Genomic DNA, 14,504 nt, shown 5'->3' on the forward strand with positions numbered 1-14,504 from the left:
CAAGCTCTGGAGAGTGCTGCACATGCTATCGATCAAACAGCTGAACAAAACGTATGCCAATGGCGTCAAGGCCATCAACAATGTCAGCCTGGACATTCCCAACGGAATGTTCGGCTTGCTGGGGCCGAATGGCGCGGGCAAGTCGTCGCTGATGCGTACTATTGCAACTTTGCAAGACCCCGATAGCGGCAGCATCCATTTCCATGGCGTGGACGTGCTGCAGGACAAGGAAGGCCTGCGCCGCCAGCTGGGCTACCTGCCGCAGGATTTCGGCGTCTACCCGAAGGTGAGCGCGGAAACCCTGCTCAACCACTTTGCGGTGCTCAAGGGCTTGACGGAGAAGGGCCCGCGCAAGGAAGCCGTGGAAGCCCTGCTGCAGCAAACCAATCTGTGGGAAGCGCGCAAACGCAACCTGGGCACGTATTCGGGCGGCATGCGCCAGCGCTTCGGCATCGCCCAGGCGCTGCTGGGCGCGCCGCGCCTGGTGATCGTCGATGAACCGACGGCCGGCCTGGACCCGGACGAGCGCAACCGCTTCCTGAACCTGCTGGCCAAGATCGGCGAGCAGGTGGTGGTGATCCTGTCGACCCACATCGTCGACGACGTGACGGACCTGTGCCCGCGCATGGCCATGATCGTCAAGGGCGAAGTGCTGGTGCAGGGCAAGCCGCAGGCCGCCATCGACACCCTGCTCGGCAAGGTCTGGCGCCGCAGCGTCACCGCCGAGGAGCTGGCGCAGTACCAGCAGTCGCACCAGGTGCTGTCGACGCGCCTGGTGGGCGGCAAGCCGCAGATCAATGTGTACGCCGACAGCCAGCCCGACAGCGGCTTCGTGCAGATCGCACCGGACCTGGAAGACGTGTATTTCTTGCATGTGCGCAACGCCGCCCGCAACGGTGCGCCCGCGCCCGCCGCCGCACCAGCCGCCGTCGCAGCGTAAGGGGCCGCCATGTGGAAGGAATTTTTCAAGTTTGACCTCGCCTACCAGCTGAAACAGCCGCTGCTGTGGGTGTTTGCCGTCATCATGGCCCTGATGGCCTTTGGCGCGACCACCAGCGACTCCGTGCAGATCGGCGGCGCCATCGGCAACATCAACCGCAACGCGCCCACCGTGGTGGCGCAGATGCTGGGCATCTTCAGCCTGCTGGCGATGTTTCTCGTCACCGTCTTCATCGCCGGCGCCGTGCTGCGCGACAGCGAAGTGGGCATGGCCGACATGCTGTTCGCCACGCCCATGCGCAAGTGGGACTACCTGTTCGGCCGCTTCGCCGCCGGCTTTGCCGCCTGCCTGGTGATCTTTGTCGCCATCGCCCTGGCCACCATGCTCGGCCCCGTCATGCCATGGGTCGATGCCCAGCGCGTGGGTGCCTTCTCGCTGCATGCCTATGCCTGGAGCTTTGCCGTCATCGTCATCCCCAACCTGCTGTTCATCGGCGCCCTGCTGATGCTGCTGGCGGCCACCACGCGCTCGATGATGCTCGTGTACGTGGGCGTGCTGGGCTTTTTCGTGCTGTGGGCCATGGCCGGCGTGTTTACGCGCGACATCAACAATGAGTGGTATGCCGTGCTGCTCGACCCCTTCGGCGTGCGCGCCTTCGGCCGCATGACGCGCTACTTCACGGCAGCCGAGTCGAATGCCAGCCTGCCGCCCCTGTCCGGCTACCTGCTGGCCAACCGCGCCCTGTGGCTGGGCATCACCGTCGTGCTGTTTGCCGCCACCGTGCTCCTCTTCAAGCCGCAGCGCACGGGCACGGGCAAGCGCCTGTTCGGCAAGCACAAGGCGCAGGCAGCAGCGCCCGCCGTCGCCGCGCCGCTGCACTTGCCGCGCAGCATCCCCACCTTTACCCCCGCCACGGCCTGGCGCCAGTGGTGGCAGATCCTGCGCTTCGACGCGGCCGGCGTCTTCCGCAGCCTGCCCTTCCTCGTCATGCTGCTGTTCGGCGTCATCAACCTGATCGCCGGCGCCAGCGTGGCCAAGAACATGTATGGCACGGCCGTGTATCCGATGACGCACCTGATGCTTCAAAATATCAGCAACAGCTTCAGCTTCCTCCTGATCATCATCGTCACGTTTTACGCGGGCGAACTGATCTTCAAGGAACGGCAAGTCAAGATCGCCGACGTCAGCGATGCCATGCCCGTGCCCGGCTGGGTACCGCTGCTGGCCAAGTGCACGGCCCTGGTCGGCGTCATCGCCGGCTACCTGCTGGTGGGCGTCGTCACGGCCATCGGCTTCCAGCTCTACAAGGGCGGCGCGCCCGTGGAACTGGGCCTGTACCTGCAAGGCACCTTGCTCGCTTCCCTGTTCTTCGTGCTGATGGGCTTGTGCGCCCTCACGCTGCAGGTGTTGTCGAATAACAAGTTCATCGGCTATCTGCTGGTGATCCTGCTGATGGTGGCGCAAGCCGTGCTGGGCATGCTGCACCTGGAACACAATCTGTACGCCTTCGGCGGCACGCCGGCCATCAAGTATTCGGACATGAATGGCTATGGCCACTTCCTGACGGGCTGGGCCTGGTTTGCCCTGTACTGGAGCCTGTTTACCGTAGCCCTCGTCATACTGGCCCATGCGTTCTGGGTGCGCGGCCTGTCCGCCGACTGGCGCGCGCGCGTGCGCCTGGCCCGCCAGCGCCTGCAAGGCGGTGCCGGCGCCGCCCTGGCCGTGGTCGTGCTGTGCTGGGCAGGCACGGGCGGCTGGATTTTCTACAACACGAACGTGCTGAACAAGTACGAGACGTCGAACATCGGCATGGACAAGCAGGCCCGCTACGAGAAATTGTACAAGCAATACAAGGACTTGCCGCAGCTGAAGATCACCGACGTCCAGGCCAGCGTGGATATTTATCCTGAGCAACGCAAAGTCTTGATCAAGGGCCACTACCTGCTGCAGAACAAGACGCAGCAGCCGCTCGACACCCTGCGCATCCAGCGCAACCCCGACCTGGACACGCAGTGGCTGAACTTGCCTGAGCACACGGGCGCGCTCGATGACAAGGAACTCGGCTTCAGCATCCTCAAGCTGGCCCAGCCCCTGGCGCCGGGCGCCACCCTGCCGCTGGACTTCACGGTGGCCGTCACGCACCAGGGCTTCACCAACGACGGCACCCCGGACCAGGTCAACCTGAACGGCACCTTCTTCAACAACCAGAGCTACTTCCCCCACTTCGGTTATGCGCAGCACATGGAATTGACGGATCGCAATGAACGGCGCAAGCGCGGCCTGGGCGAACCGCAGCGCATGGCCAAGCTGGAAGACAAGTCCGCCTACGGCAACACCGTCTTTGGCAATGAAGCGGACTGGATCCATTTCGATACCACCGTCTCCACCAGCGGCGAGCAGATCGCCCTGGCGCCCGGCTACCTGCAGGCCAGCTGGGAAAAGGATGGCCGCCGCTATTACCGCTACAAGATGGACCAGCCGATGATGCCGTTCTTTGCCTACCTGTCGGCCCGCTGGGACGTCAAGAAGGGCGACTGGCACGGCGTGCCGATCGAGATTTACTTCGACAGGAAGCATGGCTACAACACGCAGCGCATGATTACCTCCGTGCAAAAGTCACTCGATTACTACACCACCGAGTTCACGCCCTACCAGCACAAGCAGGTGCGCATCCTGGAATTTCCGGGCTACCAGAGCTTCGCGCAGTCGTTTGCCAACACGATTCCGTACTCGGAAGGCATCGGCTTCATCGCCGACCTGCGCAACAACGATGACATCGACTACGTGTTTTACGTCACGGCGCATGAGATGGCGCACCAGTGGTGGGGCCACCAGGTGATCGGCGCCAACGTGCAGGGCGCCACCATGCTGATGGAGTCGCTGTCGCAGTACTCGGCGCTGATGGTGATGGAAAAGGAATACGGCCGCGAAAAGATGCGCCGCTTCCTGCGCTACGAGCTGGACCGTTACTTGAGCGGACGCGGCGGCGAAGCCATCGAGGAACAGCCGCTGGCGCGCGTGGAAGGGCAGCAATACATCCACTACAACAAAGGCAGCCTGGTGTTCTACCGCCTGCGCGATGAAATCGGCGAGGAAGCCCTGAACCGTGCCCTGAAACGCTACCTGCAGGACAAGGGCTTCCAGCAGGCGCCGTTCACCACCACCCTGGAACTGCTGGCCTACATCCGCGCCGAAGCGCCGCAGGACAAGCAGGCCCTGATCACGGACCTGTTCGAGAAGATCGTCTTCTACGACAACCGCGTGACGGAGGCGAGCGCCGTGCAGCGCAAGGATGGCCAGTGGGATGTCACCATGAAGCTGCACCTGGCCAAGCTGGAGTCGGACGGCAAGGGCAAGGAAAGCCCGCGCGCCTATGACGAGCCGGTGGAGATCGCCATCTTCGCGCGCGCCCCGGGCGCCAAGGAAAAGGATGAAAAAGTCTTGTTCACGGACAAGCGCGTCCTGTCCGGCAGCGATCCGGTGATCACCATCACGGTGAAGGACAAGCCGTTCGAAGTGGGCGTCGATCCCTACAACAAGATGATCGACCGCGTCTCGCGCGATAACCGCAAGGAAGTGAGCTTCAACTAACCCTTGATGCCGCACAAACAGGCCGCGTATTCCAGGCATGCGCGGCCTGTTTTTTTGTGCGCGCTCAAGCCATCAGCGGTAGACGAGCCCACCATCGATCAGCGGTGCCTGGCCCGTCATATAGTCCGCGTCCGGCCCCGCCAGGAAGGAAACGAGTCCCGCCACGTCCTCGGGCGTCTCGGCGCGTCCCAGCGCGATGCCGTCCACGTATTGCTTGTACGTCGCGCCCGGCGCGGCGCCCGTCACGTCGGCCATGCGCTTGTCGATCTCCACCCACATGTCCGTACCGACGACGCCGGGGCAATACGCGTTGACGGTGATGCCGTCGGCCGCCAATTCCTTGGCCGCCGCCTGCGTCAGCGCGCGCACGGCAAACTTGGTGGCCGAATATACGCCCAGCAGGGCGAAGCCGTCATGCCCGGCAATGGAGCAGGCATTGATGATCTTGCCCTTGTGCTGGCGCCGCTTGAACGTCTTGGCGGCCGCCTGGATGCCCCACAGCGTCCCCTGCACATTGATGCGCATGATGCGCTCGACTTCGTCCGGCGTCACGTCGAGCAGCGGCTGCACCTGCGCGATGCCCGCGTTGTTGACGATGATGTCGAAACCGCCCAGTTCCTTCTCGGCAAACGCCACCGCTGCGGTGACTTGCTGCAATTGCGACACGTCGGCAATAAACGTGACGGCGCGGCGCCCCAGCGCGCGCACCTCGGTGGCGGCAGCGTCCAGCTTTTCCTGGTTCAGATCGACGAGCGCGATATCGGCGCCATCCTTGGCCAGGCGCAAGGCAATGGCCTTGCCGATGCCTTGCGCGGCCCCCGTGACCAGCGCGACTTTTCCGGAAATACCCATCTGCGTTCCTTTCAGTGTGGACGATAAGCACAGGCCCTGCGCGGCAGCGCCAGGAACCCGCCCGGCCTCCACCATACACGGCAGCGCTCGTGAAACAGCCCCGCTCCCCTGCCTTGAAACGTGCGCGGCGATTTAAAAACACCGAGGTCAAGAAAGATGAAAAAAGGCGCGCTGCCGCGGCAGGCGCACAATATAAATGTGTCGCGCCACAATATTCCCGCTGCTGAAACGTCTTCAATGACATGAACCCGCCCCACACTTCGCCCTCCAGCCTTGCGCAAGAGCAAAGCATCGCCGACACCGTCGAGCGCGAGCAGTTGAAACTCGGCAATTTCATTCGCCGCCGCGTGCCCGATCCCACCGATGCCGATGACATCCTGCAAGACGTCTTCCAGGAATTCATCGAAGCGTGCCGGCTGCCGGCGCCGATCGAGCAAGCCAGCGCCTGGCTGTTCCGCGTGGCGCGCAACCGCATCATCGACCGCTTCCGCAAGAAGAAGGAAGCCGCGCTGGACGAGCTTGGCGATGGGGACGAGGACGATGCCTGCCGCCTCGACCTGATGCTGCCTTCGGGCGATGCGGGTCCGGAGGCGGCCTATGCCAGGACGCTGCTGCTGCAGGCATTGCAGAGCGCCCTGGACGCCTTGCCGGCCAGCCAGCGCGACGTATTTGTCGCGCACGAACTGGAAGGCCTGAGCTTCAAGGAAATGGCGGCGCAAAGTGGTGTTGCCGTCAACACTTTACTGGCGCGCAAGCGCTATGCGGTCTTGTCTCTGCGTCTGCGGCTGCAAGATTTTTATCACGACTAAGAAGGGAGGAATATCATGCGATTGAGAACGAAAATACGAGCAGGAAAACTGGCCAAGGTGGGCCTGCTGCTGGCCGGTGCGGCGCTCCTGGGCGGCGTGGTCATGCTGCTGTGGAACTGGATCATGCCGGGGCTGGTGGACGGCGTCGCGCACATCGATTACTGGCGCGCGCTGGGCCTGCTGGTACTGAGCCGTATCCTCTTCGGCGGCTTTCGCGGCCGCGGGCGTGGCGACGGCCATGGCCAATGGCAGCGCTGGCAGAAAATGACGCCGGAAGAACGCGAACAAGTCCTGCAGCAGTGCGCGCAGCGCGGCCGTCCCGCACCACATCACCATGAAAAACAGACATGACTTCCATCAAGCAAGCCACACCGGGGACCTTTTCCCCCTACCAGAAATTCGTCGTCGCGATCCTGGCCTTCCTGCAGTTTGCCGTCATCGTCGACTTCATGCTGATGTCGCCGCTGGGCGCGATGATCATTCCCGAACTCGGCATTGATACGGCGCAATTCGGGCTCGTGGTCTCGGCCTATGCCTTCAGCGCCGGCATCGCGGGCTTGCTGACGGCGGGCCTGGCCGACCGCTACGACCGCAAGAAACTGCTGCTGTTCTTCTACACGGGCTTTATTCTCGGCACCCTGTGGTGCGGCCTGGCCAACAGCTATGCCATGCTGCTGCTGGCGCGCATCGTCACGGGCCTGTTCGGCGGCGTCATCGGCTCCATCGTGCTGGCCATTTCCACCGACCTGTTCCCACCCCACATGCGCGGCAGGGTCATGGGCCTGATCCAGACGGCGTTTGCCGCCAGCCAGGTGCTGGGCATCCCCATCGGCCTGTACCTGGCGAACCGGTGGGACTGGCATATGCCCTTCCTGGCGATGGCCGGCTTCGGCCTGGCCGGCGGCCTGCTCATGCTGCGCAAACTGCAACCCGTCAACGCCCACCTGGCATTGCCGCAGGAACACAGCCCGTGGATGCACCTGTACCACACCGTCACGGAGCGGCGCTACCTGCTGGCGTTTGCCATCACGGCCGTCCTGACGACGGGCGGCTTCATGCTGATGCCCTTCAGCAGCGCCTACATCGTCAACAACCTGGGCATCGACATGCACCAGTTGCCCACGGTCTACCTGATCACGGGCGTGTGCACGATCTTCTTCGGCCCGCTGATCGGCAAGGCCGCCGACACCTACGGCAAGTTCAGGGTCTTCACCTTCGGCACGGTGGTGTCCATCATCATGGTACTGGTCTACACGCGCCTGGGTAGCATCAGCCTGCCGATGCTGATCTTCATCAACTCGCTGATGTTCGTCGGCATCTTTTCCCGCATGATCCCGTTCCAGGCCCTCGTCTCGTCCGTGCCGGCGGCGAGCCAGCGCGGCTCCTTCAACGCCATCAGCGCCTCGATCCAGCAACTGGCCGGCGGCATCGCCTCCGTCATCGCCGGCCACCTCGTCACCTTCGGCGCCGACGGCAAGCTGCAGCATTTCGACGTGATCGGCGACGTGATGGTCGGCACGGCGCTGCTGGCCCTGGCCCTGCTGTGGGCGCTGCAGCGCGGCGGCGCCGGCGTGCCCGTGGCGAAGTAGAGTAGGCTAGCGGCGGCCTCAGGGAGCGCCGTAGAACTGGAAGCCCTGCGCCACCAGCAATTTGACGGGGAAGCCCGTCGGCGTCTTGAATTCCCGCACGCCGATGATCTTGTAGGCGCCCGCCTGGAATTCCTCGCCTTCGGCCCAGCTGGTGTCCTTCAGGGCAAACTGCAGCACGCGGCGCGGGTCCAGGCGATACGTGAAAATCGTGTACTCGCCCACGCGCCGCGTGGCGATGAAGTTTTCATCGCGGGCATCGGCGATCAGCAGACGCCCCGGATAGCGCTCGATCCCCGTCTGCTCTTCCTGGATGTTCACGATGGCATCGGTAAAACTGCACTCTGCATCGATAATCTTGCGGTCGCGCGCCTTGGCGATCTTCATGACCTCGTCATAGCTCTTGTTGTGGACAATCGACCGGGCGGGGGAGTCGCAATAATTGGCGGCACCGGCAACGGCCGGGAAGGCCAGCAGGAAAGGCAGGAGCAAGGGGATTATTTTCATGGTGCAGGCAGGAATCTCAACGTGGTCAGGATGGGCGTCATTCTACCGCCCGCGTGTTGAGCTGTCTCAACCATGCCTGCGGCACGCCCAACGACAGCTTCGCACATCGCCGCGGCCGCTTTGCGGTAGTATCGGCAAGCGATGGGCAAGCAGCCCGCGCGATTGCCACCCAGGGAGCGACACCATGCCAGCCATCCATACCCCCATCCGCACCAGCCTGCTCCTGGCCGCCCTCGTGCTGGCGACGCCCGCCTGGAGCGCCGACCCTGTCCACAAGGAGACCGTGACATTGACGGCAGGCAAACCCGCGCTCAGCATCCAAGGCAAGATCCAGGGCTATGCCACGGCAGAATACACGCTGACAGGCAAGGCCGGCCAGACCCTCAGCGTCAAGCTGAAAACCAATCAAGCGTCGAATTACTTCAACATCCGCCAGGCCGGCCAGGACGAAGCCCTGTTCACCGGCGCGTCCGGCGGCAACACCTTTCAGGCGAAGCTGCCGGCCGACGGCGCGTACACGGTGCAGGTGTATCTGATGCGCAATGCGGCGCGCCGGCATGCGGTGGCCAGCTACAGCCTGACGATGGCGTTGCGCGATTAAGGCTGGCGTGATGCGGCATGCGCACCTGTCCTCCAGGCCAGCGGCATGGAATTTTCAAGCCTGCCGATGATCTTAACCATGGATGGTCTTTCTGACTGACGCAATGGAGGAGATATGCAACAAGCCCATTTCATTGCCATCGTCCTGGCATTCAGCTGCCCCCTGGCAGGAGCACAAGCGCCCGAACGCATGGCAAGGCTCACCGACAGCAACGTGCTATTGAAGGATGCAAGCTTCGAAAGCAGCGCCATGCATGCCTGCCAGCCGCTGAAAGGGGACACGGTCGCCATCCTTGAAATCAAAAATGATCCACCAGGATCCACAGGCACAGCCCTTGCTCATGTACGCGTGATGAGCGGGCACTGCCAGGGCCAGACTGGATGGGTCGGCATGCCCCGTCTGGAAGCGCTTGCAAGGTAGGCAATGTTCTTTCCATAAAACAAAAAGCCTGTTTTCCTCTCAGAAAACAGGCTTCCAGCAACAAAAAACGGCTTTGTCCGACTTAGAACGGGATATCGTCGTCCATGTCCGAGAAGTTCGGCGCTGGCTTCGGTGCCGGGCGTGGGGCCGGTGCCGGGGCTGGACGTGGGGCTGGTGCCTGGCGCGGGGCCGGGGCTTCGTAGCCGCCGCCACCGCCGTAGCTGTCATCGCCGCCGGCGTCGCCGCCGCCCATGCCGGAACGGCCGCCCAGCATTTGCATCTGTTCCGCGATGATGTCGGTTGCGTACTTCTCGACGCCGTCCTTGTCCGTGTATTTACGGGTTTGCAAACGGCCTTCGACGTAGACGGACGAGCCTTTTTTCAGGTACTGGCCGACGATTTCCGCCAGGCGGCCGAAGAACGAGATACGGTGCCACTCTGTCAATTCTTTTTGTTCGCCCGTGTTGCGGTCCTTCGACTTGTACGAAGTGGCCACGGCGATGTTGGCGATCGCGTCGCCGCTAGGCATGTAGCGGATTTCCGGGTCACGGCCCAGATTGCCGACGATGATGACTTTGTTGACTGATGCCATGAATAACTCCTGATGAACTGCGGCGGGAGCCAAAAACTCGCGCGCGTTGGATTTTTTTGCTAAACGAGGATTATAAGCGACCAGGCGGCGCAAAGCATGCGCTTTCTGGGATCGCCATCTGCCGTGCGGCAGCAGGTTTTTTTCACGGCAGGTGAAAACAAGAAACTTGAATACTGGTATTATATACAGTGTTTAAACGTCTGCACGCATCTGTATCAATCTTTCGCGGGGCACGCTCGCGCGGCGGCGCAATCCGCCCGTGACCGCCCCAGGCATGCAGATCAAAACCCGGCTATAGTAACAGGTTGACCCGTTGTGGCCACTCATCCGTATCCTGGCCCGATACGCCGGTCGCACATTCACTGAAAGCAAGGCAATCACATGGAACAGATCCGCATTCGCGGTGCTCGCACGCATAACCTCAAGAATATCAGTCTCGATTTGCCGCGCAACAAGCTGATCGTGATTACCGGCTTGTCCGGCTCCGGCAAATCCTCGCTGGCCTTCGATACGCTGTACGCAGAAGGCCAGCGCCGCTACGTCGAGTCGCTGTCGGCCTACGCGCGCCAGTTCCTGCAGCTGATGGAAAAGCCGGACGTCGACCTGATCGAGGGGCTATCTCCCGCCATCTCCATCGAACAGAAGGCGACCTCGCACAATCCCCGCTCGACCGTGGGCACCGTGACGGAAATCCACGATTATCTGCGCCTGCTGTATGCGCGCGTGGGCACGCCGTACTGCCCCGACCACCCGGAAAACGCGCTGGCGGCCCAGTCCGTGTCGCAAATGGTCGATGCCGTGCTGGCCATGCCGGAAGACACCAAGCTGATGATACTCGCGCCCGTCGTTGCCAACCGCAAGGGCGAACACGTGGACCTGTTCGAGCAGATGCAGGCGCAGGGCTTCGTGCGCTTTCGCGTGCAGAGCGGCACGCATGCGGCCAAGATCTATGAAGTCGATGACCTCCCGAAATTAAAGAAAACGGAAAAACACACGATCGACGTCGTCATCGACCGGGTGAAAGTGAACCAGGACATCAAGCAGCGCCTGGCGGAAAGTTTCGAGACGGCCCTGCGCCTGGCCGACGGCCGCGCCATCGCCTATGAAATGGATACCGCCCAGGAACACGTGTACTCCAACAAGTTCGCCTGCAATGTGTGCGGCTATTCCCTGCAGGAACTGGAACCGCGTCTGTTCTCGTTCAACAACCCCATGGGCGCCTGCCCCGAGTGCGACGGCCTGGGACACATAGAATTCTTTGACCCGAAACGCATCGTCGCGTTCCCGAACCTGTCGCTGGCCTCGGGCGCCGTCAAGGGCTGGGACCGCCGCAACCAGTTTTATTTCCAGATGCTCACGAACTTGGCCGCCTTTTACGAATTCGACCTCGACACGCCGTTCGAGCAGCTGGACCTGAATTCCCAGCAAGCCGTGCTGTACGGCTCCGGCAAGCAAGTCATTCCCTTCAGCTATGTGAACGAACGGGGCCGCACCGTCATCAAGGAACACACCTTCGAAGGCGTGGTCAACAATCTGCAGCGCCGCTACCGCGAAACGGATTCGATGGCCGTCAAGGAAGAACTGGCCAAGTTCATCAATGAAAAATGCTGTCCCTCCTGCGATGGCGCACGCCTGCGCGTGGAGGCGCGCTTCGTCAAGGTGGGCACGGGCAAGCAGCAGCGCGCCATCTATGAAGTGGCGGAAAAACCGCTGCGCGAGACGCTGGAATTCTTTGAAAAGCTGAAGCTGACGGGCGCCAAGAAGGAAATCGCCGACCGCGTCGTCAAGGAAATCATTTCGCGCCTGAAATTCCTCAACAACGTGGGCCTCGACTACCTGTCGCTGGACCGCAGCGCCGACACGCTGTCCGGCGGCGAAGCACAGCGCATCCGCCTGGCATCGCAAATCGGCTCCGGTTTGACGGGCGTCATGTATGTGCTCGATGAACCGTCTATCGGCTTGCACCAGCGCGATAATGACCGCCTGATCGAAACGTTAAAACACTTGCGCGACATCGGCAACAGCGTGCTGGTGGTCGAGCACGATGAAGACGCCATCCGCACGGCCGACTACATCGTCGACATGGGTATCGGTGCGGGCGTGCATGGCGGTGAAATCATCGCCGAAGGCACCCTGCAAGACATCCTGAAAAACAAGAAATCGCTGACGGCGCAGTACCTGAACGGCAAGCTGAAGATCGCCGTGCCGGCCAAGCGCCACGCCAGCAATCCGGAAAAGCAGCTGGTGATCACGGGCGCGACGGGCAACAACCTGAAAAAAGTGTCGCTGAGCTTGCCGGTGGGCCTGATGACGTGCGTGACGGGCGTGTCCGGCTCGGGCAAGTCGTCGCTCGTCAACGATACCCTGTATCCGGCCCTGTCGCGCCATCTGTACGGTTCGCAGACGGAACCGGCGCCGCACGATTCGATCAGCGGCCTGGAACACTTCGACAAGGTCATTTCCGTCGACCAGGCGCCGATCGGCCGCACGCCGCGCTCGAACCCCGCCACCTACACGGGCTTGTTTACGCCCATCCGCGACCTGTTCTCCACCGTGCCGACGGCCAAGGAACGGGGCTACAGCGCGGGCCGCTTCTCGTTCAACGTGAAGGGCGGACGCTGCGAAGCGTGCCAGGGCGATGGCGTGATCAAGGTCGAGATGCATTTCCTGCCCGACGTCTACGTGCCATGCGACGTGTGCCACGGCAAGCGCTACAACCGCGAAACGCTGGAAGTGCAATACAAGGGCAAGAACATCACGGAAGTGCTGGGCATGACGGTGGAGGAAGCGCATGAATTCTTCAAACCGGTCCCCTTGATCGCGCGCAAGCTGCAAACCCTGCTCGACGTGGGCCTGGGCTACATCAAGCTGGGCCAGAGCGCCACCACCCTGTCTGGCGGCGAGGCGCAGCGCGTGAAACTGTCGCTGGAACTGTCCAAGCGCGACACGGGCCGCACCCTGTACATCCTCGATGAACCGACGACGGGCCTGCACTTCCACGACATCGACTTGCTGCTGAAAGTCATCCACCGCCTGCGCGACCAGGGCAACACCCTCGTCATCATCGAGCACAACCTGGACGTCATCAAGACGGCCGACTGGATCGTCGACCTGGGCCCCGAGGGCGGCGCGGGCGGCGGACAAATCATCGCCACGGGCACGCCGGAAGACGTGGCTATCAATCCAGCCAGCGTGACGGGTAAATATCTGGGGCCGCTGCTGAAGCAGTAAGTTCCAATTTCCCCCACGATCCCCCGGCCAGTTGTCTTGCCCGGGGGATTTTTCTATGGGAAACTATCTTGCTCGGCAATCAAGCCATTTCTTCGAGAGAGACCATGTCAACCCGACCATCGTCATGTACCTGGACCCGCTGCGTGGCGCTGACGTGTTTGCTGCTGCCGGGCGCTGCACTGGCCTGTTCCTGCATGGAGGATGAGCGAGGAAAATTCCTGCATGTATCAGAGGCAACAAGCACCAGTTCCGCCACCATCAGCTTGCCTGCCAATGCGCGCGGTGTCCTGTTTCTCCCTGAAACCTATCCCGACTACGTGCTCAGAGATGAAGGAAGGTATAGCATAGTCAGGCAACCCATCGCCCTGTCCACGAAGAATTTTCGTATCCAGGAGCGTGGTGTGGGTCGAAAACTGACACCGGTCGTGGTACGGCTGCGCGTGGAAAAGCAAATGGGGCAACAACTGCAAGGCTATTACCTGGCGAGCCCGGAAATGCAGCAATGCACCGGACAGAAAAACGCTTCCCTGCCGATATGCCGCAGCTTGAACGCCGCGACCGAGGATTGGAGCGAACCGGAGCAACAACGAACTGGCGACAAGATCAAGCGCTTCGCCCTGCAGCAAGGCTTGCGCGACATCAGCGAAGAAGTCGATGCAGCCTACGGCTTGTATCGGATCGAGGCCCGCGAGGGCTTCAAGCCCGGCAAACAATATGATATTGAATACCACGACGGCGCACGGCGCCTGAAACTTGCATTGCGTATGGAATCGCTACCGTTGAGCCTGAACCAGCCCGCCCCGTTTGCGATCCATCCGCAGGGGCCACCGGGGCGTGAAGTCCTGCCCATGGCGAGCAACGACGGCAGCTGCGGCAGGCGGATCAAGGTAGCAACCCAGCCATTGCGCCTGGCACTGCCGCCGTCCTACGAGCGGCATGCCTCACTGCTCTTATATTTCATGCAACAAAAATTGCAGCAGGCAGATCAACAACACATGGCGGCGACAGGACAATTTACTCCATTTCATTATTGGCCGGCCCTGTGCACCAGTATTGCCTACGGTGGCAGCTTTCATGGCGAAGGACGCGAACTGGCGATCGGTGATTGCCAGTCGCCCGCGCCACGCCAGGTGAAAGCGTTTGCCGGCGTGCTGGAAGTAGAGGACCGCCTGCACGAAACGACGTTACTGCCGGTATCCTTTCCGGCAGCAAAACCTGGCCAATGCCCGAAAGTGAAAGATGACGCAAATCTGCGCTACTTTGTGCCGGCCATGTTTCGCTGAACCCAGAAAGCCACAAAAAAAACGGCGCGGATTGCTCATGCAATCCGCGCCGTTTCTCTTTTTGCCAGCACGCCAGTCGTTGCCAGCGTGTT

General features: G+C 61.9%; 12 protein-coding genes. 9 read left to right on the forward strand and 3 right to left on the reverse strand.

Translation table 11 applies throughout. The annotated features are described in order from the left end of the window. The first annotated feature begins 22 nt into the window (after positions 1 to 22). Together EBS11_RS10405 and EBS11_RS10410 are read left to right on the forward strand one after the other, a co-directional pair. Positions 23 to 940, forward strand: a complete 918-nt coding sequence (locus tag EBS11_RS10405) for an ABC transporter ATP-binding protein (protein ID WP_290602553.1) — start codon at positions 23 to 25, stop codon at positions 938 to 940. A 9-nt stretch (positions 941 to 949) separates the two neighbouring features. Continuing rightward, complete coding sequence (locus EBS11_RS10410) at positions 950 to 4,531, forward strand: M1 family aminopeptidase (RefSeq protein ID WP_290602554.1); 3,582 nt, start codon at positions 950 to 952, stop codon at positions 4,529 to 4,531. A gap of 72 nt (positions 4,532 to 4,603) precedes the next feature. Here the strand turns inward: EBS11_RS10410 and EBS11_RS10415 are convergent, their stop codons facing one another. Beyond that, positions 4,604 to 5,383 carry an acetoin reductase gene (locus EBS11_RS10415; protein ID WP_290602556.1) on the reverse strand — a complete coding sequence of 260 codons (780 nt, stop codon included), beginning with the start codon at positions 5,381 to 5,383 and terminating at the stop codon, positions 4,604 to 4,606. 242 nt (positions 5,384 to 5,625) lie between these two features. Between EBS11_RS10415 and EBS11_RS10420 the strand changes: the two genes are divergently transcribed. Genes EBS11_RS10420 through EBS11_RS10430 form a run of 3 tightly spaced genes read left to right on the forward strand, consistent with a single transcriptional unit; the run spans position 5,626 to position 7,781 of the window. Next, entirely contained in the window at positions 5,626 to 6,192 is a 567-nt protein-coding gene (locus EBS11_RS10420; protein WP_290602558.1) for a sigma-70 family RNA polymerase sigma factor, read from the forward strand. A gap of 15 nt (positions 6,193 to 6,207) precedes the next feature. Then, entirely contained in the window at positions 6,208 to 6,543 is a 336-nt protein-coding gene (locus EBS11_RS10425) for a hypothetical protein (RefSeq protein WP_290602560.1), read from the forward strand. Further along, entirely contained in the window at positions 6,540 to 7,781 is a 1,242-nt protein-coding gene (locus EBS11_RS10430) for an MFS transporter (RefSeq protein ID WP_290602562.1), read from the forward strand. Before EBS11_RS10425 ends, EBS11_RS10430 begins: the two co-directional genes overlap by 4 nt. 18 nt (positions 7,782 to 7,799) lie before the next feature. On the opposite strand, the gene EBS11_RS10435 is transcribed toward EBS11_RS10430, so the two are convergent. Next, positions 7,800 to 8,285 carry a hypothetical protein gene (locus EBS11_RS10435; RefSeq protein ID WP_290602563.1) on the reverse strand — a complete coding sequence of 162 codons (486 nt, stop codon included), beginning with the start codon at positions 8,283 to 8,285 and terminating at the stop codon, positions 7,800 to 7,802. 184 nt (positions 8,286 to 8,469) lie between these two features. Between EBS11_RS10435 and EBS11_RS10440 the strand changes: the two genes are divergently transcribed. Together EBS11_RS10440 and EBS11_RS10445 are read left to right on the forward strand one after the other, a co-directional pair. Then, positions 8,470 to 8,886: a hypothetical protein gene (locus tag EBS11_RS10440; protein WP_290602565.1), complete on the forward strand. Its 417-nt coding sequence runs from the start codon at positions 8,470 to 8,472 to the stop codon at positions 8,884 to 8,886. A 114-nt stretch (positions 8,887 to 9,000) separates the two neighbouring features. Then, positions 9,001 to 9,306: a hypothetical protein gene (locus tag EBS11_RS10445; protein ID WP_290602567.1), complete on the forward strand. Its 306-nt coding sequence runs from the start codon at positions 9,001 to 9,003 to the stop codon at positions 9,304 to 9,306. Between the two features lie 82 nt (positions 9,307 to 9,388). Here the strand turns inward: EBS11_RS10445 and ssb are convergent, their stop codons facing one another. Beyond that, positions 9,389 to 9,898, reverse strand: coding sequence for a single-stranded DNA-binding protein (gene ssb, locus EBS11_RS10450; RefSeq protein WP_076569341.1), 510 nt, complete (start codon positions 9,896 to 9,898; stop codon positions 9,389 to 9,391). Positions 9,899 to 10,279: 381 nt separating this feature from the next. Here ssb and uvrA point away from each other — a divergent pair, with 381 nt between their 5' ends. Together uvrA and EBS11_RS10460 are read left to right on the forward strand one after the other, a co-directional pair. After that, a complete protein-coding gene (uvrA, locus tag EBS11_RS10455) occupies positions 10,280 to 13,129 on the forward strand; it encodes an excinuclease ABC subunit UvrA (RefSeq protein ID WP_290602569.1) in 2,850 nt (949 codons plus the stop codon). 68 nt (positions 13,130 to 13,197) lie between these two features. Then, the gene (locus EBS11_RS10460; protein ID WP_290602571.1) at positions 13,198 to 14,412 is read left to right on the forward strand and encodes a hypothetical protein; all 1,215 of its coding nucleotides are present in this window, start codon (positions 13,198 to 13,200) and stop codon (positions 14,410 to 14,412) included. The last annotated feature ends 92 nt before the right edge of the window (positions 14,413 to 14,504 follow it).

This window comes from Janthinobacterium sp. (assembly GCF_009923995.1).
GTDB lineage: Bacteria > Pseudomonadota > Gammaproteobacteria > Burkholderiales > Burkholderiaceae_D > Janthinobacterium.